The 24,714-nt window shown below is 60.0% G+C and carries 22 protein-coding genes; 19 read left to right on the top strand and 3 right to left on the bottom strand.

What is annotated here, in order from left to right; all coding sequences use genetic code 11:
• Nucleotides 1–221 precede the first annotated feature (221 nt).
• The 3 genes from ACR3EQ_RS24075 (at nucleotide 222) to ACR3EQ_RS24065 (ending at nucleotide 2,265) form a co-directional block, all read left to right on the top strand.
• Entirely contained in the window at nucleotides 222–635 is a 414-nt protein-coding gene (locus tag ACR3EQ_RS24075; protein WP_480492366.1) for a RidA family protein, read from the top strand.
• On the top strand, nucleotides 632–1,432 hold the full coding sequence (locus ACR3EQ_RS24070) for a class I SAM-dependent methyltransferase (RefSeq protein WP_480492364.1): 801 nt from the start codon (nucleotides 632–634) through the stop codon (nucleotides 1,430–1,432). The genes ACR3EQ_RS24075 and ACR3EQ_RS24070 overlap by 4 nt, the downstream gene beginning before the upstream one ends.
• A 182-nt stretch (nucleotides 1,433–1,614) precedes the next feature.
• Nucleotides 1,615–2,265: a class I SAM-dependent methyltransferase gene (locus tag ACR3EQ_RS24065; protein WP_480492362.1), complete on the top strand. Its 651-nt coding sequence runs from the start codon at nucleotides 1,615–1,617 to the stop codon at nucleotides 2,263–2,265.
• A 50-nt stretch (nucleotides 2,266–2,315) separates the two neighbouring features.
• Here ACR3EQ_RS24065 and ACR3EQ_RS24060 read toward each other — a convergent pair whose 3' ends face one another.
• Nucleotides 2,316–2,504, bottom strand: coding sequence for a hypothetical protein (locus tag ACR3EQ_RS24060; protein ID WP_170614043.1), 189 nt, complete (start codon nucleotides 2,502–2,504; stop codon nucleotides 2,316–2,318).
• Between the two features lie 254 nt (nucleotides 2,505–2,758).
• Between ACR3EQ_RS24060 and ACR3EQ_RS24055 the strand changes: the two genes are divergently transcribed.
• From ACR3EQ_RS24055 to ACR3EQ_RS24005, 11 genes are all read left to right on the top strand, one after another.
• Nucleotides 2,759–3,628 carry a LysR family transcriptional regulator gene (locus ACR3EQ_RS24055; protein WP_170619352.1) on the top strand — a complete coding sequence of 290 codons (870 nt, stop codon included), beginning with the start codon at nucleotides 2,759–2,761 and terminating at the stop codon, nucleotides 3,626–3,628.
• Between the two features lie 247 nt (nucleotides 3,629–3,875).
• Complete coding sequence (locus ACR3EQ_RS24050; protein ID WP_170614115.1) at nucleotides 3,876–5,012, top strand: LacI family DNA-binding transcriptional regulator; 1,137 nt, start codon at nucleotides 3,876–3,878, stop codon at nucleotides 5,010–5,012.
• A 16-nt stretch (nucleotides 5,013–5,028) separates the two neighbouring features.
• Nucleotides 5,029–6,390, top strand: a complete 1,362-nt coding sequence (locus ACR3EQ_RS24045; protein WP_170808046.1) for an extracellular solute-binding protein — start codon at nucleotides 5,029–5,031, stop codon at nucleotides 6,388–6,390.
• Nucleotides 6,391–6,458: 68 nt separating this feature from the next.
• Complete coding sequence (locus ACR3EQ_RS24040) at nucleotides 6,459–7,694, top strand: carbohydrate ABC transporter permease (RefSeq protein ID WP_170614040.1); 1,236 nt, start codon at nucleotides 6,459–6,461, stop codon at nucleotides 7,692–7,694.
• The gene (locus tag ACR3EQ_RS24035) at nucleotides 7,694–8,902 is read left to right on the top strand and encodes a carbohydrate ABC transporter permease (protein ID WP_170808044.1); all 1,209 of its coding nucleotides are present in this window, start codon (nucleotides 7,694–7,696) and stop codon (nucleotides 8,900–8,902) included. The genes ACR3EQ_RS24040 and ACR3EQ_RS24035 overlap by 1 nt, the downstream gene beginning before the upstream one ends.
• Before the next feature lie 5 nt (nucleotides 8,903–8,907).
• Entirely contained in the window at nucleotides 8,908–10,155 is a 1,248-nt protein-coding gene (locus ACR3EQ_RS24030) for an MGH1-like glycoside hydrolase domain-containing protein (RefSeq protein ID WP_480492360.1), read from the top strand.
• A complete protein-coding gene (locus ACR3EQ_RS24025) occupies nucleotides 10,155–11,207 on the top strand; it encodes an ABC transporter ATP-binding protein (RefSeq protein ID WP_480492416.1) in 1,053 nt (350 codons plus the stop codon). The genes ACR3EQ_RS24030 and ACR3EQ_RS24025 overlap by 1 nt, the downstream gene beginning before the upstream one ends.
• A 207-nt stretch (nucleotides 11,208–11,414) precedes the next feature.
• Complete coding sequence (locus tag ACR3EQ_RS24020) at nucleotides 11,415–13,055, top strand: thiamine pyrophosphate-dependent enzyme (RefSeq protein WP_480492358.1); 1,641 nt, start codon at nucleotides 11,415–11,417, stop codon at nucleotides 13,053–13,055.
• Nucleotides 13,052–14,245 (top strand): pyridoxal phosphate-dependent aminotransferase, encoded by a 1,194-nt coding sequence (locus tag ACR3EQ_RS24015; protein WP_170614036.1) that lies wholly within the window; start codon nucleotides 13,052–13,054, stop codon nucleotides 14,243–14,245. The genes ACR3EQ_RS24020 and ACR3EQ_RS24015 overlap by 4 nt, the downstream gene beginning before the upstream one ends.
• A complete protein-coding gene (locus ACR3EQ_RS24010; protein WP_170619355.1) occupies nucleotides 14,245–15,588 on the top strand; it encodes an MmgE/PrpD family protein in 1,344 nt (447 codons plus the stop codon). The genes ACR3EQ_RS24015 and ACR3EQ_RS24010 overlap by 1 nt, the downstream gene beginning before the upstream one ends.
• Before the next feature lie 70 nt (nucleotides 15,589–15,658).
• Complete coding sequence (locus ACR3EQ_RS24005; RefSeq protein WP_170614034.1) at nucleotides 15,659–16,564, top strand: LysR substrate-binding domain-containing protein; 906 nt, start codon at nucleotides 15,659–15,661, stop codon at nucleotides 16,562–16,564.
• A 170-nt stretch (nucleotides 16,565–16,734) separates the two neighbouring features.
• Here the strand turns inward: ACR3EQ_RS24005 and ACR3EQ_RS24000 are convergent, their stop codons facing one another.
• Entirely contained in the window at nucleotides 16,735–17,436 is a 702-nt protein-coding gene (locus ACR3EQ_RS24000) for a GntR family transcriptional regulator (RefSeq protein WP_170614033.1), read from the bottom strand.
• Nucleotides 17,437–17,513: 77 nt separating this feature from the next.
• Here ACR3EQ_RS24000 and ACR3EQ_RS23995 point away from each other — a divergent pair, with 77 nt between their 5' ends.
• Nucleotides 17,514–18,053: a HutD family protein gene (locus ACR3EQ_RS23995; protein WP_170614032.1), complete on the top strand. Its 540-nt coding sequence runs from the start codon at nucleotides 17,514–17,516 to the stop codon at nucleotides 18,051–18,053.
• Here the strand turns inward: ACR3EQ_RS23995 and ACR3EQ_RS23990 are convergent.
• Nucleotides 18,050–19,414 carry a formimidoylglutamate deiminase gene (locus ACR3EQ_RS23990; protein ID WP_170614031.1) on the bottom strand — a complete coding sequence of 455 codons (1,365 nt, stop codon included), beginning with the start codon at nucleotides 19,412–19,414 and terminating at the stop codon, nucleotides 18,050–18,052. The two genes, ACR3EQ_RS23995 and ACR3EQ_RS23990, sit on opposite strands and share 4 nt — an antisense overlap.
• Before the next feature lie 81 nt (nucleotides 19,415–19,495).
• Between ACR3EQ_RS23990 and hutI the strand changes: the two genes are divergently transcribed.
• The 4 genes from hutI to hutU are packed head-to-tail and all read left to right on the top strand — an operon-like array spanning nucleotide 19,496 to nucleotide 24,712.
• Nucleotides 19,496–20,707, top strand: coding sequence for an imidazolonepropionase (hutI, locus tag ACR3EQ_RS23985; RefSeq protein WP_480492355.1), 1,212 nt, complete (start codon nucleotides 19,496–19,498; stop codon nucleotides 20,705–20,707).
• Nucleotides 20,704–22,242, top strand: a complete 1,539-nt coding sequence (gene hutH / locus ACR3EQ_RS23980; protein ID WP_170614029.1) for a histidine ammonia-lyase — start codon at nucleotides 20,704–20,706, stop codon at nucleotides 22,240–22,242. The genes hutI and hutH overlap by 4 nt, the downstream gene beginning before the upstream one ends.
• Nucleotides 22,239–23,033 (top strand): N-formylglutamate deformylase, encoded by a 795-nt coding sequence (hutG, locus tag ACR3EQ_RS23975; RefSeq protein ID WP_170614028.1) that lies wholly within the window; start codon nucleotides 22,239–22,241, stop codon nucleotides 23,031–23,033. Before hutH ends, hutG begins: the two co-directional genes overlap by 4 nt.
• Nucleotides 23,030–24,712 (top strand): urocanate hydratase, encoded by a 1,683-nt coding sequence (gene hutU, locus ACR3EQ_RS23970; protein WP_170614027.1) that lies wholly within the window; start codon nucleotides 23,030–23,032, stop codon nucleotides 24,710–24,712. Before hutG ends, hutU begins: the two co-directional genes overlap by 4 nt.
• Nucleotides 24,713–24,714 lie beyond the last annotated feature (2 nt).

Genomic DNA, 24,714 nt, shown 5'->3' with positions numbered 1-24,714 from the left:
TTGTCTGGGCAGGGGCCCGAGGCCAAACGATTAGAAAACACTGGCCGCGGGACTGTTCCGGCGGCTTGCTTTTTGAAGCCCGGATTTGTGTGAATCGCACTTAGAATGCCTTGCCTCAAGACCGTCAAACAGAACTGTCCCCGCAGGTTGCCGGGTCGATTATTTCTGAGACAAGAAAAAAGAATTCTCTACACTAGCGCATCAATTTGGGGGAACCAGTAATGAAGGGACGGCAACTCGTTTCGAACGGCAACCCGATGGAAGAGATCGTTGGGTTCAGCCGTGCTGTTCGGGTCGGATCGTTCATCGCCGTCGGGGGAACTGCGCCGGTCGATGCAAACGGTAAAACGGTCGGCATCGGCGATGTCTATGCCCAGACCAGACAGTGTTTCGAAATCATCAAGGCGGCCCTCGAAGACGCCGGATCCGGCTTGCAGGACATTGTCCGCACCCGCGTGATCCTGACGGATATCGACAACTGGAAGGAGGCGATCGAGGCGCGGAAACACTATTGCAGGGACTCCCGGCCGGTGGACACGATCATGGCGATTGAACGCTTCGTGAACCCGGAATGGCTGGTCGAAATCGAAGTGGATGCCGTGATCCCCGAAGACACAGGCGGAGCATCGTCATGACCACATCTGCGAAATTCGACAGCTGGGCCGCCGGTGATGCTTACGAACATTACATGGGCCGGTGGAGCCGTCAGATCGCCGGCGATTTCCTGGATTGGCTGGCACCTTCGCCTGACGCCGACTGGATAGACGTCGGATGCGGAACCGGCGCGCTTTCCGCAACCATTCTGGACCACTGTCGCCCGAAATCCGTGCTCGGCGTTGATCCGTCGGACGGCTTCGTCGCCTTCGCCCGCGAAAACTCGGCAGATGATCGTGCTCGGTTTGCCGTCGGCGGTGCGGAAGATCTGCCTGCCGAGACCGGGATGTTCGACATCGCGACGTCTGGTCTGGCCGTCAATTTTTTCCCCGATGCAACTGCGGGGCTGCAGGAAATGATACGCGTTGTAAGGCCGGGAGGCACTGTTTGCTTCTATGTCTGGGACTATCCCGGCGGTGGCATGGGCTTCATCAGCACTTTCTGGAAAGCTGCGGCATCGATTGATGAAAACGCGGCCAGTTTAGACGAGGCGGCCCGGTTTCCTCAATGCACGCCCGACGGGCTGGCCGAGCTTTGCAAGGCTGCGGGCCTGCAATGCGATGTGGCACCCATCCAGCGCGACACCCGATTTTCGGACTTCGAAGCGTTCTGGGACCCGTTCACACGAGGGGCTGGACCGGCACCGGGCTACCTCGCAAAGCTCGCTCCGAAACAACAGGCCGAACTGAAAGGCAGATTAAAGACCGATCTGGGCGAGAACGAGATCGTGCTGCCGGCCCGCGCCTGGGCCGTCAAGGCAACCAATACCCGCGCGTAGCAAACTTCGGACGGCAATCCAATGTCGCAAGACAACACCTTTCATCTTTCGACCTCTGCAGCGGGAACATACGAGAAACAACGCGTCCCGGCCATTTTCGGCCCGATGGCAGAAGCCACGCAGAATGCCATTTCGCTGCCCCCCGCAAAAACCGTGCTTGACGTGGCCTGCGGAACGGGGTCATGGCCCGCGCCGTGGCCAAGCGGCTGACCACACCCGCTCGTATTGTCGGATGCGATCTGAACCCGGCCATGATCCGGGTTGCCCGCGCAAACACGCCGGACGGCCCGCACCGATTTGAATGGATCGAGGCACCGGCCCAGTCGATGCCCTTGAAAGATGGGGCAGTCGATCTGGCGTTTTGCCAACATGGTTTGCAGTTTTTTCCTGACAAACCCGCAGCCCTGGCCGAGATCAGAAAGATCGTAAAGACAGACGCGCTGGTTGTCGTGACATGCTGGTCAGCGATCCCGCCCTTTTTTGCGGTCGTTGCCGATGTGCTGAAAGTCCACATTGGTGACACGGCCGCCACAACGGCTGTTCAACCCTTCACATGGAACGACGCCGATGAGGTTCGCGAATTGATTGGAGCCGCTGGTTTCAACGTCGCCGCACCGAAGACCATTTCCGTCGACCGAAAACTGCGCTGCGACGCGCAAGCCATGCGAGACGAACTGTTATCAACTCCGAACGAAAAGGCGCTTCGCGCGGCGGGAGAGGAAGCCACCAACGTTGTTGCTTCAGAGATACTAAAGGCGGTCACTCACTTTCGCGACGGCGAGTTCCTGATCATGCCGCAAAAGGCGCTTTTGTTCGAAGCGGTCGCCAGATAGCAGACGGCCGAAGTTCGGATCGGTTCCCTCGCACCTGATGATTGTTCGACTCAACTGACAAAGCCATCTGCATCCGGGCCGAATTCCAGAAAGAATTCATCAGGGACTGCAGGATACTTCGTCTGAAGCTCCGCCAGAGAGGCCAGGCCGTCACCGTCCATATCCAGATCGGCGGGCATGGGGAACACAAGCCGGGCAAACAGCGACGAGAGCAGTGACACAACAGAATCTCGACCCATTTTAGTCTCCGTCAGATATGGGCAACTACCCATTGCAAGGTTGGTGTAGCGCACCGGTGCCGGTGAAATTTCTTCGGGTATCAGACTTCATTGGTTCCTCAGCTTGGGTGCTGCAATACGAAATTAGAAGTGTTGATTGGTGATCCGATATGGCAGGGGCACTTTCGCGCTACACACAAAATATCGCACGGCCTCATTTTATTGAAAAACGAATTTTTATCACGGATAATATCGACCAATCAAATAGGTGGCTCATGGATATTGAACTTGCCCGCACGTTCCTGGCGGTCGTTGAGACGGGCACCTTTTTCGATGCCGCAAACAAGGTGCATGTCACACAATCGACCGTGAGCATGAGGATTCGGACGCTCGAGCAGCAGCTAGGCCAATCCGTTTTTGAACGTGGCAAATCCGGCGCGACCCTGACGCCAGCGGGGCGGCATTTCCTCAAACACGCTCAGGTTCTGGTACGCACCTGGACACAGGCAAAGCTGGATGCAAGCCTTCCGGCGGCGATGACAGCCGCGCTGGCGATCGGTGCGGCGCCGAGCTTATGGGACGGCTATTTGACCGACGCCCTGCCCAAGTTGATGACATTGATGCCCGATGTTGCCATCAAAGCGTCAGCCGCGTCTTCCGCAACCCTGACCCGCGAAATCGAAGAGGGCGGCCTGGACCTTGCAATAATGTACGAGCCGCGAAGCGTGTCAGGGCTATCTGCGGTGCAACTTTTCGAAGATGAGTTTGTACTGGTCACCAGCGGCCCGGATGCCCTGCCAGCCAATCTCGGCAACGCCTACATCCTGATAGATTGGGGCCCGGAATTCCGGGCCGACCATTTGCTGAACTTTCCCGAGCTTGATACGCCACGTCTTCAACTGGGGATCGGAACCCTCGGCCTTCAATACCTGCGCTCAATTCCCGCCGCTGGTTATTTTCCGAAACGCGTGATCGAACCGGAACTTGAAGGCGGGTGGCTTAAGCTGGTCAAGGCGGCCCCCCGGTTCGCATATGCCGCCTACGCGGTTTTCGACGAAAGCGAGGGGGATGGGCTGCCAGCCCAGGCCGCATCAGAGCTTCGTGCTGCCGCGAGTTCGTTGGGTCTTGCATCGCACAGCGGATAAGATCGCCCTGCGAGCTTGATCGGCCACTTGCGGCTACCGCCACGGACATCGCCCCGATGGTTTCGTATGTGATCAGGCTGGATTTGCGCCGGGGAAGCCTGTGCCTGTCCTGAGCGACGGAGTTGCCAGCAATTCACCATCTATGTTGGCACTTGGATCAGTAGTCGGCGGATCCGGGTTTGGCTCGATCCAAAAAAACACACACAAAACTGTTGCCGAAACCGGTTTCGAAACCGAACCTGAGCACATGAACGCGAATCCGTCCACTTCCAAGGCAAGAAACAACGGGGCGACGCCCCCGGCGGCGGGTCGCGTCAAAATCGACGAACTGGCCGAACATCTGGGGCTGTCAAAAAGCACCGTTTCCCGCGCACTGAACGGCTATTCCGATATCGCCGAAACAACGCGAAAAAGGGTGGAAAACGCCGCGCGAAAGCTCGGTTACCGTCCGTTGAGCCATGCACAGGCAATCCGAACCGGACGTGTTCGCGCCATCGCCATGGTGCTCAACAGTGAAGAGCCGGACGGGCACAATCCGTTCCTTCAGGAATTTCTTGCCGGTGCGTGCGAGGCCGCCAGCGGTTTTGACTGGACCATGACAATCTCGACCGCCAAATCCGAGCAGGACACGTTGAAAGTCCTGAGCCGTTTGGTCGAGGAGCGCAAGGCCGACGGCTTCATCCTGCCTCGGACCGCCGTGAATGATTCTCGTGTTCGTCTTCTGCGCCATCTCGAGGTGCCGCATATTTTGTATGGACGAACCGGTTACGGACGCTCGAACCCGCCCGAAGGTACATCCTGGTTCGACATTTCCGGCGAAAGCGCAATGCGTAACGCAGTCCTGAGGCTGGCCGGGCACGGCCATACGCGGATCGGCTATGTCGGCAGCGATCTCAAATTCAACTACAGTCACCTGCGTCGGGACGGGTTTGTCGAGGGGCTGGGCATCGCAGGTCTGCCCTATGATCTTGAACTTGTGCGCGACGGAGCCCGAACCCGAGAGGAAGGGGCCGTGCAGGGCCGCGCACTGATGCGGCTGAACCGCCCGCCCACAGCGATCGTTTTTGCCACTGATCTTGCTGCATTGGGCTTTTATACCGTGGCCGCTGATCTGAACTTGCAGGTTGGTCGGGATGTCTCGGTCATTGCTTATGACGGCATTCCCGAAAGCCAGCATGCCCACCCGGCATTGACCACCTTCAACGTGGATTCCGGCCAAGCCGGGCACAGGCTTGTGACACTGCTGATCCGTCAGATCAGGGGCGAAACCGCAGATACGCTGCGCGAGTTGGGTGAGGCCACGTTGGTTGAGCGCGCTTCAGACGGGCCGCCCACCTGTTCTCCAGAAGAACTGGCGCAAAAGATTTCCATACATGTCGAATAATCCGGGGAGGAACCAAATGACTATTCGCATCGCAACCCGTACGGCCAGGCTTTTGCTTGGCACATCCCTTGCACTGACCTTGTCAGCGCTGTCGGCGCAAGCTGATACCATTCGCTTCTGGACCACGGAAGAACAGCCCGAACGCCTGGCAAAACAGCAGGAAATGGCTGATCAGTTCAAAGCCGATACAGGCACCACCGTCGAGGTGATCCCGGTGACGGAAAGCGATCTGGGCACGCGCGCAACCGCAGCGTTTGCCGCCGGCGATCTGCCGGACGTGATTTACCATACCCTGCAATATGCCCTGCCATGGGCAGAAGCAGGCATTCTGGACACAGAAGCCGCTTCCGAAGTGATCGAAGAACTGGGCGCTGATACATTCGCACCCGGAGCGATCGCGATGGCCGCGTTCAACGATGAAACCGCATCGGTGCCTGTAGACGGCTGGACCCAGATGGTCGTCTATCGCAAGGACCTGTTTGAGGAAAACGGTCTCGAAGCCCCGGATTCCTTTGCCGATATTCAGGCGGCATTGGAAAAACTGCACAATCCGCCCGAGATGTACGGGTTCGTGTCCGCCACCAAAGTCGATGAGAACTTCATGAGCCAGGTTCTGGAGCATGTTTTCCTCGCCAATGGCGTCAGCCCGGTTGGTCCGGATGGCTTCCAACCACTGGACGAAGCCAAAACCACCGAAGTTCTGGATTTCTACAAGGCGATTTCCAAAGCCTCACCTCCGGGAGAGTTGTACTGGAAGCAATCGCGCGAGCTGTATTTTGACGGCAAAGCGGCAATGATCATCTGGTCGCCTTTCATTCTGGACGAGCTGGCCGGTCTGCGCGATAGCGCTCCGCCGACCATCAACGACGACCCGACCTCGCGTGATCTGGCGGGCAAGACAGGTATCGTGACCAAATTGTCCGGCCCTTCCAATCCTGACGGCGCGGCCTGGGGTGACGTCCGGTATTTCGGCATCACCAGCGACGCGGACACCGATGCAGCCATGGAATTCGTGAAATACGCCATGGATGACGGCTATACTCAGACGCTGGCAATCGCGCCCGAGGGCAAGTTCCCGGTCCGCCGAGGCAATGCCGAAAATCCGACGGCCTTTGCAGAAGCCTGGGCCGAATTGCCGGTCGGGGTGGATCGCAAGGCACCCTTGGGTGAGCTTTATGATCAGGCGATGATCGACGAAATCGTCGGTGGTCTTGACGTCGCACAACGCTGGGGCGTGACCGAGGGGCAATTGTCCCTGGCATCAAAAATGATCAACTCGCAGGCCATCAACCGTGTCGTTCGTCAGTATATCGACGATGAAATCGACGCTGCCCAGGCCGTAGCGGCCATGAACGACGAACTGGCCAAAGTTCAGTAGAACCGTCTCTCAATCGGAAACCGCAGCGGCGTGCGCGCCGCTGCACCCAACCCTCTCCGAGGTCTTCCATGTCTTCTTCGGTAACCCCACCGACCGGAACCGGGGCACTTGCCAAACGCGAGGCGCGTATGGCCTGGGCTCTGCTGGCTCCGACCGTGATCAGTGTGTCGCTTGTCGTGATCCTGCCGTTGCTGGCAATCATCTGGATCAGCTTCAAGCCATTTTCCCTGTCCGACCTGCGCCCACCCGCGCCGGTTGTCCGTGAAAGTCTGCGCGGATCGGGCGACGATCTGCGGATCGAATACCGCTTGCGCAACTCCAGCCAGGAGATCGCGATCGAAGGCGTGACCCTGGCCGATGTTCTTCCTGACGGGGTGACCGCCGGAGAAGTCGTTGCGCCATGTGTTCTGGACGGGCAGGACTTGTTTTGCGATTTCGGCACTTTGCAGGGTGGACAGCGTGAGCGTATCCGCATCCCGGTCACATTCGACGGCGACCCGGATGCGGTCGAGGATGCGGTCGAGGGATCAGAGCCGAAAGTCACCGGCAGCGGGCCGAATGTACTGACCAGCCTTGAATTCAGCCTCGAAAACTTTGCCCGCGTCTTTGACGGGAAAGAATTCTGGGGCGTTCTTTGGGTCACTCTGTTCTATACTGTATTCGGCACAATCGGTGCGCTGGTCATGGGCCTCTTTGCGGCCCTGCTGCTGAACAAAAGCTTCAGGGGGCAGGGCATCATCCGAGGCCTCTACCTGTTCCCTTACGTTGCCCCGGTGATTGCGGTCGCCTTCACATGGGTCACGCTATTCGACCCATTCTCAGGTTCCGCCAACGCGTTGCTGGTGCAGATGGGACTGACCAGCGATCCCATCAACTTCTTCGGTGAACGCCCATTGGCCCTGATCATGGTCACAGTGTTTGAGATCTGGCGCTATTTCCCTCTGTCCTTCCTGTTCATCCTCGCCAGGATGCAATCTATCGACTCCAGCATGTATGAAGCGGCGGATATGGACGGGGCTTCGCCATTCCAGAAATTCTGGTGGCTGAGCATCCCGCAATTGCTGGGTATCCTGTCAGTGCTGTTCCTGCTGCGCTTCATTTGGACGTTCAACAAATTCGATGACATCTTCCTGCTGACCGGCGGCAATGCGGGCACTCGCACGCTGACCGTGAATGTCTATGAACAGGCTTTTGCAATATCGAACATCGGCGCCGGTGCGGCGGTGGCGGTGGTGATCCTGGTGTGCCTGATTGCCTTCAGCTTTGTCTTCTTCCGCTTCATTAGCCGTGAGGAGGGTCTGTGATGCGCAAAGGGTATATAACCGGCCCAATTCTGGGCGCGCTTTGGCTGGTTGTCATCGCGACAACCGTTGCCGTCACCATGTCGTTTTCCACCGGGGCGGCATTTCGTCCCCAGATACTGCTCTGCCTGATCTGGGGTGCGCTGGCAGGATGGATCTACATCCGGTTCCCGGCGCACCATGCACCGGCCCGCCTGGGTATATCGGCCATGCTGGGCCTGTCCGGCCTGACCGGGTTTGGCCCCGTTCTGATCGGCCCGGACACGTCGGTGCAGGCAGTCCTGGTTACTGTTCTGGCAATGGCCGCCGTAATTCACGTCTCGTTGGCTGCAATTCTCAGGGAAACCCCGTTCGGAGAGCTGACCCGGCACGAATTCGAGGATGCGGTAATCCGGTTCTGCACCGGCTTCGGGTATATTTTCTTCACGGCCATCGTGGTCATCCCGTTTTACGTCATGGTGATGACCAGCCTGAAATCCCAGCAGGCGTTGCTGCAAAATCCGCTGGATTTCTCGGTCGACCTGAGCCAGGGCACCGCACTTTTCCGCAGTTATACCGAGCTGTTCCGTGACTTCAATTTCGGCACCTATTTGTGGACATCCTTCTACGTCTCGGTCCTCACGGTATTCATTACGCTGGCCTTCAGCGTCCCCGGGGCCTACGCTGTTGCGCGGTTCCGGTTCAAGGGGCAAAAGGCGTTCTCACGCTCGATCCTGTTGATCTACATGGTCCCGATGATCGTACTGGCGCTGCCGATCTATATCGCATTCTCTCTGACCGGCTTGCGCAATTCGATCCTTGGCATTGTCATGATCTATCCGGTGACAACTATCCCGGTCGCGCTCTACATGTTGCAAGGCTATTTTCGCGGCTTGCCGACCGAGGTCGAGGAAGCCGGTTTGATGGATGGGTTGTCACGCCTGTCGGTGATCTGGAAGATCACCCTTCCGCTCAGCCTGCCGGCTCTGGCGTCGGTCTCGCTTTACGTCTTCATGATCGCCTGGAATGAGTTCCTGCTGGCCTTCATGCTGCTGGACGATCCGTCAAAATTCACCCTGACCCGAGGGGTCACGATGCTGAATTCCTCAGAAATTCCCCGTCAGCACCTGATGGCCGGTGCCGTCATCGCCACTGTCCCGATCATGGCGCTGTTCCTGGGGCTTGAACGTTTCATGACCAAGGGCCTGACTGCGGGGTCCGTCAAAGGATGACACAGATGAACCAACATACGAACCCCGACCGCGAGGCGCGCAATATCCTGATCGCCAATGACCGGGGAGGCTACACCATCCCGACCGAAGGGCTGTATCCGTATCAATGGAACTGGGACAGCGCGATCGCCGCGCTTGGGTTTGCCGAATTTGACATAGATCGCGCCTGGATTGAGCTTGAGACGCTGTTCTCGGGACAATGGGCTGACGGGATGGTCCCGCATATCCTGTTTCACAAACCCGATCCTGGGTATTTCCCCGGTCCGGATGTCTGGGGGTGCAACGGCCCGATCCCGTCGTCGGGCATCATCCAGCCACCCATTGCGGCCACCATGGCGCGCCTTATCTGGGACAAGGACCGGACACTGGGCGAAGTTCGTATTCGCCCCCTTTTCGCCGCCATGCTGGCCTGGCACCGTTGGATCATGAAATGGCGGCTGGACGATCTGGGGGCTGTCTGCACCACCCACCCCTGGGAGGCGGGCCGCGACAACGCCCCGGACTGGGACAAGGCGATGGCACGTATGGATGCCTCGGACGTGGGCGAATATGTCCGCCGGGACACAAGCCACGTCAACAGCGACGACCGGCCCACCAAGTTCGACTATGACCGGTACATCAAGCTGGTTCAGATCGGACGCCAAGCCGGATGGGATCAGAAGACCTTACTCCGCAAGAACCCGTTCCGCGTGGCGGACCCGACAATGACCTTCACCACCTTACGCGCGGCCCGCGATCTGTTGGCCGTAGGCACCGAACTCGGTCTGGAAACCGACGGCTTGAGCAACGACATCGCCCGGCTGGAGGAGGGCGCGCGGTCGCTGTGGAATGCCGATCTGGGGTCTTTTGACTCGCGCGATGCCCATAGCGGCGACTGGGCGAACAGTATCTCGAACGCTTCCTTCATGTGCTGGTTTGCCGGCATCGAGTCACCCGAAATGCTGGAAAGGCTCCGAAAAGTTCAGAAAACGGTCCCGCACCCTATTCCCAGCCACGACACAGAAAGCCCGAAATTCGATCCCCGCCGATACTGGCGCGGACCAACCTGGGCGATCATGAACATGATGATCGGCATTGGCCTTGCCGAAATGGGCCATGAGGCCGAAGCGGAAGACCTGCGCGCCAAAACCGCCGCGTTGATTTCCAATTTCGGGTTTGCTGAATACTTCGATCCCAATACCGGCAGTCCCGCGGGCGGGAATTCGTTTACATGGACAGCCGCCGTTTGGCTGATCTGGGCAGGGAGGAACTGATGGGCAGCATCAAGCTCAACGCGGTCGAAAAGTGGTTTGGTAACGTTCAGGTCATCAAGGGCATTGACCTTGACATAGACGAAGGTGAGTTCATCGTGTTCGTCGGCCCATCGGGCTGCGGTAAATCCACCCTGTTGCGTATGATCGGCGGCCTTGAAGATACTTCGCGCGGCGCAATTCTGATCAACGACAACGACGTCACCGATCACCCGCCTTCGAAACGCGGGCTAACCATGGTGTTTCAATCCTACGCCCTTTATCCCCATCTGACCGTGGCCGAGAATATGGGGTTTTCGCTGAAGGTTGCCGGTGCCCCAAAAACAGACATCGACGCTCAGGTCAGCAAGGCTGCCGAAGTTCTGAAACTGACGCCATTTCTGGAACGCAGACCAAAGGACCTTTCAGGTGGTCAGCGCCAGCGTGTCGCCATCGGCCGCTCGATTGTGCGCGACCCCACCGCGTTCCTGTTTGACGAACCTCTTTCGAATCTCGACGCCGCGTTGCGCGTCGAAATGCGCTACGAGATCGCCAAGCTGCACCAGAACCTGAAACGAACCATGATCTACGTCACGCACGATCAGGTCGAGGCGATGACGCTGGCAGACCGGATCGTCGTGCTGGAATACGGTCATATCGCTCAGGTCGGCACTCCGCGCGAGTTGTATGAGCGTCCAGCGAACCTGTTCGTAGCCCAATTCATCGGCAGCCCGAAAATGAACATCCTGCCGTGCACGACCGACAATGGTTTTTACCGCCTTTCGGGGGGTGGCAGTGGCACCTATGATCGGGCTGTGGCTGCGACACGGTTGGGTATCCGCCCCGAACACATAACAGTCGTGGCACAAGGTGCAGGTCAGTGTGATGGCGTTATCGAGGTTATTGAGTATCTTGGCGCAGACACATTCCTGATCCTCGATTGTGGTGGCGAAGACAAAGTTACAGTCCGCATCACCGGTGATACCGAATTGCAGCCTGGCGCAACAATTGGGTTGCACCTTGCACCAGAATTCCTGCATTTCTTCGATGCCGCGGATCAGCGCGTTGATGTGTAAATGGGATTATCAAGGCTAAGGTCGACACAAATGCACCCATGACATGGCCCGGAGTAGGCATGCGCCGCCCGTTTGCACGTCGCACGGCCTGGATGTTTTTCCGGGCGCCCCTTCGGGATGAATTTACCTCAATCCCGGCGTGAAGAATTCAGTTTCGATCTTTGCTTCCGACTGAAAAACATGGACTCTGAAACAGGAGGCAATGTGATGCGGACAGGCGGACAGGTTTTGATCGACATGCTGCGGGTCAACGGTGTTGAGGCCATTTTCGGTGTCCCCGGTGAAAGTTACCTTGCGGCCCTGGATGCGCTGCATGATTGCTCGAACACACTAAAGTACTACACGACACGGCAAGAGGGCGGCGCGGCCTTCATGGCGGCGGCGTATTCGGACGCCACAGGCAAGCCCGGGGTCTGTTTCGTGACACGGGGCCCCGGGGTGACCAATGCCTCCATCGGGGTTCATACTGCGCAACAGGGCTCGACCCCGCTGATCCTGCTGATCGGTCAGATCCCGCGCACTCATCGCGACAAGGAGGCGTTTCAGGAGGTCGATTACCGTCGGTTTCTGGGCCATATGGTGAAATGGGTAGCCGAAATCGACGATCCCGCCCGCATCCCGGAATATGTGAACCGCGCCTTTCGCACCGCGCTTTCGGGACGGCCCGGCCCGGTGGCGCTGGCCCTGCCCGAGGATATGCTGGCCGAACTGACCGACGCCGCCGATCTGCCGCAGGTCAAACTGACCCCTCCCGCACCCACACCTGCCGATCTGGAACAGGTGTCCGCGCTTCTGGCCGAAGCCGAGCGCCCGCTGCTGCTGTTGGGCGGCACCTGCTGGACCGAAAAGGGGCATGCCGCCGCGATCCGCTTTGTCGAAGACCACGGGCTTCCGGTTGCCGTAGGGTTCCGCCGCCAGGGTCTGTTTCCGCATGACCATCCCAATTTTATCGGAAATCTGGGTTTTGGCGGCAATCCGATGCCAAATGAATACGCGACATCTGCTGATCTGGTGATCGCACTGGGCGCGCGCCTGAATGACGGGACCACACTGAAATTCAGCCTCATCCAATCGCCCCAGCCGGATTGCAAGCTTGTCCACATCCTGCCGGGCCCCGAGGATCTGGAGCGGCTCTATCAGGCCGACCTGCCCATTCTGGCCGACCCGAACGAAGCTGCAAAATCCCTGGCCTTGCTGCCGGTCGCAAAACGCCACTCGCCTGCCAGTGCGCGTGCCGATTACCAGGCTATGCGCACCCTGCCTGTCCAACACGGCCCGGTCAACATGGCCGAAGTGATGCGCGTGCTGAACACCGCTTTGCCACGGGAAACCACGATGACCACCGGTGCGGGCAACGCGGCCGACTGGCCCAACATCCATTTCGACTATCGTCAGTTTCTGGGCGCTCTGGCCCCGATTTCCGGCGCGATGGGCATGGGCGTTCCGGCGGCGGTCGCCGCCAAGGTGGCGCGCCCCTATGCACCGGCCGTCTACGTCGCCGGGGATGGAGATTTCCTGATGAACGGGCAAGAGGTAGCGACGGCAATTCAATATGGGTTCGATCCTATTTTCATCATCGTTGACAACAGCATGTACGGCACCATTCGCACCAATCAGGAGCGAAAGCACCCCGGACGTATTTCGGGCACCTCACTGACAAACCCCGATTTCGCGGTCGTCGCGCAAGGCTATGGCGCACATGGCGAGCGGGTGGAGACGACCGCCGATTTCGCACCCGCGCTGGAACGCGCAATGGCATCCGGAAAAGCCGCCGTCATCCATATTCTTGTTGGCCCCGACAGTCTTGGCCCCAATCTGACCCTGACCGATCTGGCGGAGGCATCATGATGCTGTCCCGACTGGTCGACGCGCTGCCCGCATCACCGATCATCGGTGTCTTCAACAAAGCCTTCGAAATGCGGCAGGCCGGGGCCGATCTGATCGACTTTTCCGTGGGCGAGCCGGATTTCGACACACCCGCCCATGTTTGCGAGGCCGGGATTGCCGCCATTCGGGCGGGCGACACACGGTACACTCCGACCGACGGAAACGGAGCCGTCAAGGCGGCCGTGATCGAAAAGTTCCGCCGCGACAACAACCTGACCTTCTCTGCACAAGAAATCATCGTCTGTTCAGGCGCGAAGCCATTGCTGGCAACCGCCATTCAGGCAGTCCTGAACCCAGGGGACGAGATGGTCCTGCCTGTACCACTCTGGGCCTCGCACTTGGGTATGGTGCAGGCCGTGGGCGGAACGCCGGTTTTGGTCGACACTGCAGACAGCTGCTTCAAACTGACGCCCGAAGTATTTGAAACGGCAATCACACCCCGGACGCGGCTGATGATGATCTGCTCACCCTCCAATCCGACCGGAGCCGTGTATTCGGCCACCGAGCTGGAGGCGCTGGCCGTGGTCCTCAGACGCCATCCGCAGGTCAATGTGATCTCGGACGATCTGTACGAACACATCATTTTCGATGGCGCGGAGTTCGCGACACTGGCTGCTGTCGCGCCGGACCTGCAGCAGCGGATACTGACAGTGAACGGCGTGTCGAAATCCTACGCCATGACGGGCTGGCGCATCGGGTTTGCCGGTGGGCCCGAATGGTGGACCAACGGCATTCGCAGCCTGTTCAGCCAGACCAATGGCGGTCCGTGCTCGATCAGTCAGGCGGCGACGGTGGCGGCTCTGACCGGGCCGCAGGAATTCCTGAAGGACTGGTGCGCCATCTACCAGAAACGCCGCGATCAGGCTTTGACCGGGCTGGCCGAAATCGAAGGGCTGCAAACACAGAGCCCCGGCGGCGCGTTCTATTTGATGCCCGAATGCGGCGGATTGTTTGGACGCCGGACGCCCGAGGGTAAGATACTGACCAGCTCGACCGAACTGGCGGCCTATTTTCTGGAACATGGGGTCGTCGTGGTCCCCGGGCCCGGATTTTCATGTGATCCGTTCTATCGCATGTCAATCGCAACGTCTGAAAACAACATATCGGAAGGTTTGAAGCGCATGAAATCCGCCGTGGACGTGCTGAGCTGATGGGACACAGATTCGACCAGTTCGCCGCCAATCTGCGCCATGATGATCTGCCCGAAACCGTCCTGTGGACGCTGCGCCGGTCCTTTGTCGACACGATCGGCGTGGCGGCCGTCGGCGTGACCACCGAAATGTCGGGCATCGCACGCCGCGTTGCACCGATGATATTCGGGGCGGGCACATCTGGTTCGGCGAAGATGCTGATGGATGGCCGCTCGGTCAGCCCTGTCGGGGCCGCCATGGCCGGCGCATTCACAGTGGACAGCATCGACGCCCATGACGGCACCACCCCTTGCAAAGGTCATGCGGGTTCAGCCGTGTTCCCGGCGTTGATCGCAATGGCACAGGCCAGCGGCAATCAGATCGACGGCAGGCGCTTTGCCGAAATCCTCGCCACCGCATACGAAGTCTCCTACCGTGCCGGGTTGGTGCAACACGCAACCTGCGCTGATTATCACACCTCGGGGGCGTGGACCGCCGTAGGGGTCGCCGCCGCTGGAGCCAAACTGCTGGGTGGTAAAGCGGAACAGATCCGGCAGGCCGCGGGGATCGGGGAATACCATGGCCCCCGCAGCCAGATGATGCGCTGCATCGACCATCCCACCATGGTTCGCGATGGCGTCGGTTGGGGCGCGCCCTCGGGGGTGACGGCGGCTTATCTTGCAATGGAAGGGTTCACCGGTGCCCCGGCGCTGACCTGCGAGGGCGAAGACGGCGCGGAATTCTGGGCCGATCTGGGCACCGGCTGGCGGCTGGTCGACCACACGCATTACAAGGCCTATCCCTGCTGCCGCTGGGCCCATCCCTCGCTCGATTCCGTACACGACATGATGCAGAAACACGGCTTCACCCACGAACAGGTGAACAGCGTCGAAATCCGCACCTTCCACTATGCAACACGGCTGGCCGGTCACGAACCGCAAACTCAGGATGAGTTCGCCTATGCAATCGCCTTTCCCGTCGCCGCGATGCTCGTACGCGGTCAGGTGGGCGTCGACGAACTGAGCGCCGAAGCCCTACGCGACCCCGACATCCTGCGCGTAAGCCGCACCATCAAGCTGATAGACGATCCGGAAATGACCCGCATAAGTACCGACAAACGCTGGGCGCAGGTGACAATCATCCTCAGGAACGGTCAGCGGATCGTGGATGAGCCCCGCACACCGCGCGGTGACGCGGACATGGCACTCAGCGACGACCAGATCACCCAAAAGTTCCGCATGCTCGCCGTTCCGGTTTTGGGTGAAACCCGAGCCGAAGAAATCCGAGACCTGTCCGCGCAGTTCGATCAACTGGCAGCACAAGACCTGCGGCATCTGTTCGATCTGTGCACGGCTCCCGTATAAGGGGACAGGGCTGGGAGCAGCGTATCATTTGTTCTAGGGTCCGCACGTTGGCCCTTAACCGGATGTTCAGATGTCACGCAAGATACCGCCATTTGCCGCCATTCGCGCGTTCGAAGCCGTCGTACGGCTGGGGCGCAACATCGAGGCCGCGCGCGAGCTCAATATCACGGCCTCGGGCGTGAGCCATCAGATCCGGTCACTCGAAACCTTTGTCGGCACGACCCTATTGAAGCGCGGAGCGCCTCAGAGCGTGGAACTGACAGACGAAGGGAAAGCGCTGTTCGGCCCAGTGCGCCAAGCCCTGGACACGCTTGATGCCGCTTTCGCCGAATATACCGGCGACAAGAGCGAGCAGACCGTGTCAGTCCATATGTACCAGTCACTGGCCAATATGTGGCTGATACCGAACCTGCCCAACCTGCGCGAGGCAGCGCCGAACGTGAACGTCAAAATCATCACCATGCCAGAGGAAATCACCCTTGCAGGGAGCGACATCGACATGGCGATCGTCTTTGCCGACAAACCCCCGCAGGAGGCCCGCTGCGTCAAGCTGTTCGATGAGATCATCCAGCCGGTTTGCGCCCCCGAATATCTGGAAGCCAGAGGCAGCATTCCCTTGCCCGAAGAGATGCAGTCCGAGCCTCTGATCAGCAGCAACCACCACGCGAATGAGTGGAGCCGTTGGTTTTCGGCAGCCGGTCTGAGCGAGATTTCGTGGAAACCGGTCGCCGAGATGGACAATCGCTCGAACGCACTGCAGGCCGCCAAAAGCGGGCTGGGCTGGGCCATGGACCGCCGCCCTTTTGGTGAGGAAAGCCGGCGTAAGGGCCAACTGGTTGCGCCCCTTGATTTGAGCCTTCCGACCGGCAATGCCTACTACCTGCTGACCTCGTACCGCGCCGACGGGTCGCGTGCGGTCACCCAGTTCCGCAACTGGCTGCTGCGCATTTGCGCCAGAGAATTCCTGCTCAGGTAGGTTGTTCTGTTTCGCGCTTGAAATAATTCAGCGACGGGAAATGCACCTGTGCGCGCTGTTGCGGAAACCTGAGGCGTCGGCATTAGAAGGCTGGTCTCAAGCTGAACAGGTTTCAACTGGGATATACCCGTATTCTTCGACTGCCGGACAATGCCTGAGGGCGACCACAGTCAATAGGTTGTGCGCATCTGATAGCCTTGGTGGAATGTCATGCGCACGAACGTGACGGGTTTGTTCTGAAACCATGTCGTGCGTTCCAGCTGAAACAGCGGTGTTCCGGACGGGACGGACAAAAAGTCCTGCAACGGGCCTGTGGCGGGAACGGCCGAAAAGGCGATTTCCGCATTTGAAAAGGGTACTTCAGCCAGCAGCCATTCGTTGGGACCAACTGTCAGGAAATCTTCGTTCGCAACATGGGGCACGGCGTCGATATTGATCCAACGCTCTTCGAACTGGAAAGGGCGGTTGTCGGCGTGGTGCATACAGGACAGATGAAGGACCTGCGCCGCCTCGGGCAGGCCCAACTTGGCCTGCAGCCAGGCCGGGCAGGCAATGACAGTTCGGCTGACAAGCGCATAACGGTATTCGGCATTCATCTCTTCGATGGTCTGACGAACCACGGTAATGGGCAGTTTTGCCTGTTTGACCGGCATGGTGACCACGCGGGTGCCGCCCTTGCGTTTACGGGTGACGATCCCCTGATCTGCCAGTTCGCGCAGGGCCCGGTTGACCGTTGCCCGGGCGCAGCCGAACTCAGCCGCCAGTTCCAGCTCGGTCGGCAGCAGGCTGCCCTGCGGCCAGACACGCGTCTGGATGCGGTTCAGCACTTCATCGCGGATCGCCTGAAAGCCTATGTTTTTCTGCTCGGTCAAGTTCTGCTCACTATATCATTTTGCCCATATTCATATTATGTCCAGATTAATGACAACATGCAAAGAAATTGACCCGCATGCGTATCAGGCTTGAGGAGACGGCAGCCGCCCCCTGGGCCAATGGCGGTGGCGTGACCCGTGAACTGGCCGTCCAGCGGATCAAAAATCAACTCGACTGGCGCATAAGCGTTGCCGAGATCGGCCGTGACGGGCCATTCTCGCGCTTTCCGGGTCTGGCGCGGGTGCACACGATCATCGACGGGGCCGGGCTGAATTTGCAAGGCTCGACCGACATTTATAAGGCCCGGCCGTTCAAGCCGCTGTATTTCGATGGGGCGTTGCCGCTGAATGCGCGGCTGCTGGGCGGGCCGTGCCGGGCATTCAATGTGATTTACGATCCGCAGGCTATCACGGCCAGCGTGGATGTTCATATCGGTGCACAACATTTCGATGTGGCACCGTTTAGCTTCGTCTTTGTTGCGAAGGGTCTGGCTGTCACATCAGTTGGTGCTCAGTTGATCGCGGGAGAGGCGGAATGGCCGGAAGACGCCTTAACCGTCACTCCGGCCCCTGATGCCATAGTCCTGTCTGTCCGATTTGCACAGGTTCGGGCCTAGAGACCAGACAAAAGCCCGGCCATGGCGGCCCGGTAGCCGGAGATGATCTGGTCCCGTGCCACGTGGCGGCCATTTTGCACGCGATGGCGGCCGGCAGACCACAGATCTGTCACCACATGGTCCTTTGCGGCAAATACTAGCCCGTCCAGAAGCTGGTCCGGGCGCAAGGCACACAAGGCTGGGTTTTGGCCGTCCACAGCCACGAGGTCGGCGAGCTTGCCCTCGGCAATCTGCCCCGCATCGCGGCCAAGCGCCTGCGCGCCACCCTCTGCCGCGCCGCAATAAAGCGTCCGCCCGACCGAGCCCTCACCTACGACCATCACATTGCGCGACAGATCGCGCAGACGCTGGGAATACTCCAGTGTGCGCAACTCTTCAGTCAGGGATATCAACACGTTGGAATCCGAACCCACGCCAAAGGCGCCGTTTGCAATTAGGTAAGTAGGGCCGTTAAAGGGACCATCGCCCAGATTGGCCTCGGTCACGGGGCAGAGGCCCGCAACGGCACCGCTGCCAGCCATGGCGCAGGTCTCGGCCTCAGTCATATGCGTGGCGTGGATCAGGCACCAGTTGGCATCGACCGGCGCATTGTCCAGCAGCCATTCAACCGGGCGCGCACCCAGACCCGCCTGCACTTCAGCCACCTCCTTCGGTTGTTCGGCGATGTGAATGTGGATCGGGCCAGCGCCCTGCGCGGCGATAACCTGCGCCAAATCTGCTGGCGAGGTGGCACGCAGGGAATGCGGTGCGATGCCGACCCGGCAGTCATCTGGCAGATCACCAAGCGCGCCACGGGCTTGCTCCACCAATTTGCAGAAACGGTCCACATCGTTGCCAAAGCGGCGCTGGCCACTCTCCAGCGGCTTTTCCCCGACGCCCGCATAGGAATAGAGCACCGGCAGATGCGTCAGTCCAATCCCGGTCTCGGCGGCAGCGGCCATGATCCGGTCCGACAGCTCGGCAAGGCGGTCATAAGGCGTCCCGTCCGGCTGGTGATGCAGATAGTGGAATTCGCCGACCGCGGCATATCCGGCCTCCTGCATCTCAAGATAAACCAACGCCGCGATGGCCTGAACCTGTTCGGGGCTGAGGTGGCCGGTAAAGCGATACATCAAATCGCGCCAGGTCCAGAAACTGTCGCGACCGGCCAGACGATACTCGGTCATCCCGGCCATGGCGCGCTGGAAGGCGTGACTGTGCAGGTTCGACAAGGCAGGCAGCAGAATGTCGACGCGGGTATCTTCATCACACGCCGCGGAATCCGGGGTCAGGCGCGCAATCCGCCCGCTTTCGACCTCAAGCCGCAGGTTCTCTGCCCAGCCAGTGGGCAGCAGGGCGCGATTTGCGAATATGGCTGTCATGTGTGTCTCCGCTTTATGGATAGACATATGACATAAAGACCTGTACCAGAAAAGAGAGAATTGCAGGGGAGGGGTATTCGAATGCAGGCCCGCGATCATCTGTTCACCGATCTGCACGCAGCGACGATGTTGGAAGCTGCCAATGCCTATGGTCTGATCGAGGATGCCGCGATTGCGGCTGTGGATGGCCGTATCGCCTGGGTCGGTCCGCAGACCGAACTGCCCGCTGAATTTGCAGTGCTGCCCCGGACCTCGTTCGAGGGTCGACTGGTGACACCTGCATTTATTGACTGTCATACGCATGTGGTCTTTGGCGGCCACCGCGCGGTCGAGTTCGAGATGCGGCTGAACGGCGCCAGCTATGAAGAAGTGGCGCGTGCAGGCGGTGGCATCATCTCGACCGTAAAGGCGACGCGCTCTGCCAGTTTGGAGGATCTGGTCACGCAGGCGCTGCCACGAGTGGATGCGATGCTGGCCGAAGGTGTTTCGGTGATCGAGGTCAAATCCGGCTACGGGCTGGATAAAGAAACCGAATTGAACATGCTGCGCGCGGCAAGGGCGCTGCCACGACATCGCCCTGCCCGGGTCGTGACCAGCTTTCTGGGCGCCCATGCAGTTCCGGTTGAATATCAGGACCGCCCCGAAGCGTATATCACCGAAATCTGCATTCCGACCCTGCGTGCCGCCCATGCGGAAGGGTTGGTGGACGCGGTGGATGCCTTCTGCGAAGGGATTGCGTTCCTGCCCAAGCAACTGGTGCCATTGTTCGATGCGGCCACAGAATTGGGACTGCCGATCAAATGCCATACCGAACAGTTGTCCAATCTGGGCGGCACGAAACTTGCCGCATCCTACGGGGCGATCTCAGCCGATCACATTGAATATCTGGACGAGGACGGCGTTCAGGCCATGGCGGCTGCCGGCACGGTCGGCGTCATCTTGCCCGGGGCCTTCTACACCCTGCGCGAAACACAAGCCCCGCCAATCGACCTGCTGCGCAAGCACAAGGTACCGATGGCGCTGGCCACTGATTGCAATCCGGGTTCTGCGCCAATGACCTCGCTTTTGCTGGCGATGAACATGGGTTGCACCCTGTTCCGGATGACGCCCGAAGAGGCGCTGCAGGGTGTCACCACCCATGCGGCCCGCGCACTGCGCCTGGACGATTGCGGCCGTATCGCCCCCGGTTTGCGCGCCGATCTTGCCGTCTGGAATGCAACGCACCCGGCTGAACTGGCCTATCGCATCGGCTTCAACCCGCTTCATTCCCGCATACTCGGAGAACTCAATTGACCACCCTGACACTCACCCCCGGCTCTGTGTCTCTGGCGCAACTGGAACAGGCATACCGGGAAGAATGCGCGGTTCGGCTGGACCCGACCTGCCGCCCCGGTATCGAAGCTGCCCATGCGCGCATTGCCGATGCGGCAGCGGGCGAAGCGGCGGTTTACGGGGTCAATACCGGGTTTGGAAAACTGGCCAGCGTCAAGATCGCGGCCGAAGATACGGCGACCCTGCAGCGCAACCTGATCCTGTCCCATTGCTGTGGGGTGGGGCCGGCCATTCCGCGCGCCCATGCGCGGCTGATGATGGCGCTGAAACTGCTCAGCCTCGGGCGCGGTGCATCCGGTGTGCGGCTGGAACTGATCGACCTGATTGAGGCGATGCTGGACAAGGGCGTGACACCGGTGATCCCAGCGCAGGGGTCCGTGGGCGCGTCAGGTGATCTTGCGCCCTTGTCGCATATGGCAGCGGTGATGATGGGCGCAGGCGAGGCCGAGTTTGGCGGCACCGTGATGCCGGGCGACCAAGCACTGGCCGCAGCCGGTCTGACCCCGGTCGAACTTGGCCCCAAAGAAGGTCTGGCCCTGATCAACGGAACCCAGTTTTCGACCGCGTTTGCTTTGGCCGGTCTTTTTGGTGCGTGGCAGGCCGCTCAAAGCGCGCTGGTGACATCGGCGCTGACCACCGACGCGATTATGGGGTCAACCGCGCCATTGCAGCCCGAGATTCACACATTGCGGGGCCATCGCGGCCAGATTGAGGCCGGAGCCACCATGCGCGCATTGCTGGCCGGATCGGTGATCCGCGACAGTCATCGCGAGGGCGACACGCGGGTGCAGGACCCTTATTGCATCCGCTGCCAGCCGCAGGTCGTGGGTGCCGCGATGGACGTCCTGCGACAGGCCGCCACGACGCTCGAGATCGAGGCCAATGCCGCGACCGACAACCCGCTGGTGCTGGCCGACGCGGGGCTCATCGTCTCGGGTGGCAATTTCCATGCTGAACCCGTGGGGTTTGCCGCCGATATGATCGCGCTGGCGATTGCGGAAATCGGGGCCATTGCGCAGCGCCGTATCGCCCTGATCGTCGATCCGGTGCTCAGCTTTGACCTGCCGCCCTTCCTGACCCCCAATCCTGGGCTGAACTCGGGGCTTATGATTGCCGAGGTCACCACCGCCGCCCTGATGAGCGAGAACAAGCATCTGGCCAACCCCTGCGTGACCGACTCTACCCCGACCTCGGCCAATCAGGAGGATCACGTGTCCATGGCCGCTCATGGTGCACGACGTCTGGGGCAGATGGTGACCAATCTGGAACGCATTCTGGGGGTCGAACTGCTTTGCGCCACGCAAGGGATCGAGTTCCGCGCGCCGCTGCCCACCAGTGAAACCCTGCAGGGCGTGATGGCGCGTCTGCGCGCGGTGGTTCCTCCCCTTGGCGATGACCGCTATACCGCCCCGGATATCGAAGCCGCCTCGGTTCTGATTGCCAGTGGTGAGATTGCCAATGGCACAGAGATAGAAATGCCCGGGCTTGGCGCATGACCCATCCGATGGAAAACATTCGGGGCGACAGCCCCCTTGTGCTTGGGCTGCCCCATACGGGCACCTACGTTCCGCCTGACATCAAGGCCAGGCTGAACGACCGCGGCCGGGAACTGGCCGATACGGACTGGCATATTGACCGGCTTTACGACGGGCTTCTTCCGGGGGCCACCACGGTGCGGGCCACATTCCACCGTTATGTGATTGATGCCAACCGTGATCCGTCGGGCGTGTCTCTCTATCCCGGGCAGAACACCACGACGCTGGTGCCGCTGACGGATTTCGACGGGCATGACATCTGGGACCAGCCACCTTCCGAGGCAGAGATCACCGAGCGCCGCGAGACGTTCCATGCACCGTATCACGCAGCGCTCGAGGCCGAACTGGCGCGGGTGAAGGCGATCCATGGAATTGCGGTTCTGTATGACTGTCATTCGATCCGCAGCCACATTCCATTCCTGTTTGACGGTGTCCTGCCGGACATGAATCTGGGTACCAATGGCGGGACAACCTGCGCGCCCCAGATCGAGGCCATTGCCCATGAATTTGCCGCCTCGTCCCCCTACAGCACCGTATTGAACGGGCGGTTCAAGGGCGGGTGGACAACCCGGCACTATGGCCGCCCGGCTGAGGGTCTGCACGCCATTCAGATGGAACTGGCCCAATCCACCTACCTGACCACAGAAAGCCCGCCCTGGTCCTATGACGACCGCAAGGCCACCCGCCTGCGCCGCTGGCTTTCCGACATTCTGGACGCCATCCAAGACACTGCACTGGAGCTTGCCCCATGACCGACCCACGCAAGAACACCCGCGACATCTTTCCGCCAACCGGCCCTGAGTTGAACGCCAAAAGCTGGATGACCGAAGCCCCCCTGCGGATGATGATGAACAACCTGCACCCGGACGTTGCTGAAAACCCGCATGAACTGGTGGTCTATGGCGGCATCGGGCGCGCCGCGCGGACGTGGAAAGATTTTGACACCATCGTCGCCAGCCTCAAGGATCTGGAAGAGGATGAAACGCTGGTGGTGCAGTCCGGCAAGCCGGTGGCCATCGTGCGCACCCATGCCGATGCTCCACGTGTGCTGATCGCCAACTCGAACCTCGTGCCGCACTGGGCCAACTGGGATCACTTCAACGAGCTCGATAAGAAGGGCCTGATGATGTACGGCCAGATGACCGCCGGCTCGTGGATTTATATTGGCACGCAGGGCATTGTTCAGGGCACTTACGAAACCTTTGCCGAGGCCGGACGTCAGCATTATGGCGGCGATCTGAAAGGAAAATGGATCCTGACTGGCGGTTTGGGCGGCATGGGTGGCGCACAGCCTCTGGCCGCCGTCTTTGCCGGGGCCTGCTGTCTAGCGGTCGAGTGCAATCCCGACAGCATCGATTTCCGCCTACGCACCAAATACCTGGACGAAAAGGCCGAGACGCTGGACGAGGCGCTTGAGATGATCGACCGCTGGACCAAAGCGGGAGAGGCGAAATCCGTCGGCCTCCTCGGCAATGCCGCCGAAATATTCCCCGAAATCTATGCCCGGATGCAGGCCGGCGGCATGCGTCCCGATATCGTCACCGACCAGACTTCGGCACATGACCCGGTCAACGGTTATCTGCCCCTGGGCTGGACCATGGCACAGTGGAAAGACAAGCGCGAAACCGATCCCAAGGCGGTCGAAAAAGCGGCACGGGCCTCGATGAAACAACATGTGGCCGCCATGGTCGATTTCTGGAACGCAGGCGTTCCGACATTGGATTATGGCAACAACATTCGGCAGGTGGCACAGGATGAGGGTTTGGAAAACGCCTTTGCCTTCCCCGGATTTGTCCCGGCCTATATCCGTCCGCTGTTCTGCCGTGGTATTGGCCCGTTCCGCTGGTGTGCGCTGTCGGGCGACCCCGAGGATATCTACAAGACCGACGCCAAGATGAAGGAACTGTTCCCCGAGAACACCCATCTGCACAATTGGCTCGACATGGCGCAGGAGCGTATCGCCTTCCAGGGCCTGCCCGCGCGCATCTGTTGGATCGGGCTGGGCGACCGTCACCGCGCCGGGCTGGCGTTCAACGAAATGGTCAGGAACGGCGAGTTGAAAGCACCTGTCGTCATTGGTCGCGACCATCTGGACAGCGGTTCGGTCGCATCACCCAACCGCGAGACAGAGGCAATGCTGGATGGCTCGGACGCCGTCAGTGACTGGCCGCTGCTGAACGCGCTGGTCAATACTGCCTCGGGCGCCACATGGGTGTCGCTGCACCACGGTGGCGGGGTCGGAATGGGGTTCAGCCAGCACGCAGGCGTCGTGATTTGCGCCGACGGCACGGATGCGGCCGCCAAACGGCTTGAGCGCGTCCTGTGGAACGACCCGGCCTCGGGAGTCTGGCGGCACGCGGACGCCGGCTATGACATCGCAAAAGACTGCGCCCGCGAACATGGCCTGCGCTTGCCCGGCATCCTGGGGTAAAT

Source organism: Ruegeria sp. AN11, assembly GCF_056536005.1.
This window is presented reverse-complemented; position numbering and strand designations above follow the sequence as displayed.

Excerpts from the sequence above, each read along its gene's own strand:
- ACR3EQ_RS24050 (WP_170614115.1), top strand. The coding sequence starts at position 3,876 with ATGAACGCGAATCCGTCCACTTCCAAGGCAAGAAACAACGGGGCGACG.
- ACR3EQ_RS24070 (WP_480492364.1), top strand. The coding sequence starts at position 632 with ATGACCACATCTGCGAAATTCGACAGCTGGGCCGCCGGTGATGCTTAC.
- hutU (WP_170614027.1), top strand. The coding sequence starts at position 23,030 with ATGACCGACCCACGCAAGAACACCCGCGACATCTTTCCGCCAACCGGC.
- ACR3EQ_RS24060 (WP_170614043.1), bottom strand. The coding sequence starts at position 2,504 with ATGGGTCGAGATTCTGTTGTGTCACTGCTCTCGTCGCTGTTTGCCCGG.
- ACR3EQ_RS24045 (WP_170808046.1), top strand. The coding sequence starts at position 5,029 with ATGACTATTCGCATCGCAACCCGTACGGCCAGGCTTTTGCTTGGCACA.
- ACR3EQ_RS24010 (WP_170619355.1), top strand. The coding sequence starts at position 14,245 with ATGGGACACAGATTCGACCAGTTCGCCGCCAATCTGCGCCATGATGAT.
- ACR3EQ_RS24040 (WP_170614040.1), top strand. The coding sequence starts at position 6,459 with ATGTCTTCTTCGGTAACCCCACCGACCGGAACCGGGGCACTTGCCAAA.
- hutG (WP_170614028.1), top strand. The coding sequence starts at position 22,239 with ATGACCCATCCGATGGAAAACATTCGGGGCGACAGCCCCCTTGTGCTT.
- ACR3EQ_RS24055 (WP_170619352.1), top strand. The coding sequence starts at position 2,759 with ATGGATATTGAACTTGCCCGCACGTTCCTGGCGGTCGTTGAGACGGGC.
- ACR3EQ_RS24065 (WP_480492362.1), top strand. The coding sequence starts at position 1,615 with ATGGCCCGCGCCGTGGCCAAGCGGCTGACCACACCCGCTCGTATTGTC.
- ACR3EQ_RS24020 (WP_480492358.1), top strand. The coding sequence starts at position 11,415 with ATGCGGACAGGCGGACAGGTTTTGATCGACATGCTGCGGGTCAACGGT.
- ACR3EQ_RS23995 (WP_170614032.1), top strand. The coding sequence starts at position 17,514 with ATGCGTATCAGGCTTGAGGAGACGGCAGCCGCCCCCTGGGCCAATGGC.
- ACR3EQ_RS24005 (WP_170614034.1), top strand. The coding sequence starts at position 15,659 with ATGTCACGCAAGATACCGCCATTTGCCGCCATTCGCGCGTTCGAAGCC.
- ACR3EQ_RS24015 (WP_170614036.1), top strand. The coding sequence starts at position 13,052 with ATGATGCTGTCCCGACTGGTCGACGCGCTGCCCGCATCACCGATCATC.
- ACR3EQ_RS24035 (WP_170808044.1), top strand. The coding sequence starts at position 7,694 with ATGCGCAAAGGGTATATAACCGGCCCAATTCTGGGCGCGCTTTGGCTG.
- ACR3EQ_RS24030 (WP_480492360.1), top strand. The coding sequence starts at position 8,908 with ATGAACCAACATACGAACCCCGACCGCGAGGCGCGCAATATCCTGATC.
- ACR3EQ_RS24025 (WP_480492416.1), top strand. The coding sequence starts at position 10,155 with ATGGGCAGCATCAAGCTCAACGCGGTCGAAAAGTGGTTTGGTAACGTT.
- hutI (WP_480492355.1), top strand. The coding sequence starts at position 19,496 with ATGCAGGCCCGCGATCATCTGTTCACCGATCTGCACGCAGCGACGATG.
- ACR3EQ_RS23990 (WP_170614031.1), bottom strand. The coding sequence starts at position 19,414 with ATGACAGCCATATTCGCAAATCGCGCCCTGCTGCCCACTGGCTGGGCA.
- ACR3EQ_RS24075 (WP_480492366.1), top strand. The coding sequence starts at position 222 with ATGAAGGGACGGCAACTCGTTTCGAACGGCAACCCGATGGAAGAGATC.